Source organism: Mycobacterium sp. 1081908.1 (genome assembly GCF_001673535.1).
Classification (GTDB): Bacteria; Actinomycetota; Actinomycetes; order Mycobacteriales; family Mycobacteriaceae; genus Mycobacterium.
This window is the reverse complement of record NZ_LZLY01000145.1, coordinates 1-627: the sequence shown is the minus strand read 5'-3', so window position 1 is coordinate 627 and position 627 is coordinate 1. Positions and strand designations below refer to the sequence as shown.

2 pseudogenes are annotated in these 627 nt (G+C 71.9%); one reads left to right on the top strand and one right to left on the bottom strand.

From position 1 onward, the window contains the following. Positions 1-150 (bottom strand): annotated as a pseudogene (locus A5655_RS29005) (PAP2 family protein); the annotation flags it as partial. A 45-nt stretch (positions 151-195) separates the two neighbouring features. On the opposite strand from A5655_RS29005, the pseudogene A5655_RS28055 reads away from it, so the two are divergent. Further along, positions 196-627 (top strand): annotated as a pseudogene (locus A5655_RS28055) (PAP2 family protein); the annotation flags it as partial.

Below are 627 nucleotides of genomic sequence, written 5' to 3'. Positions count from 1 at the left end.
GAGCGCGGTAAGGAACAGGGGATCGCCTCCGGCGGTGACCACCCGCAGCGTCGTGGTGAGCCACAGATCGCGGTGGGTTGCGAGCCACCGTGCCGCGGGTTGGTCGATTCCCGCGATGCCGTCGCCCTCGAGCACGTCGTCGAGGACCTCGAGCCGGGCTCGCCGGCCTACCGCTACCTCCTGTAGCCAATAGGTATGGGTCAACCCGGCTTCGGCGTGGTCAGCGCCGGCACCGTGGTGGTTCTGGTGCTGCTCACGGGGGCGGCGATCTGGGTCGGGCGGTGCGGGCTTGCGCTGCGCCGACTGTGGGCGCGGGTGTCCGGTGCCGAGGTGATCGGCCGGGCACTGACCTGGGCGCGCGACCGGGTCAGCGCGAGGGGATGGCCGTTGGCCGCCCGGTTGCCCGCGGACGAGGTCGCCGGTGTGGCGCTGCTCCTGGGGTTCGTCGTGGTGGCGGCTCTCGCGGTGGGCTTCACCGAGGTCCTCGACGACGTGCTCGAGGGCGACGGCATCGCGGGAATCGACCAACCCGCGGCACGGTGGCTCGCAACCCACCGCGATCTGTGGCTCACCACGACGCTGCGGGTGGTCACCGCCGGAGGCGATCCCCTGTTCCTTACCGCGCTC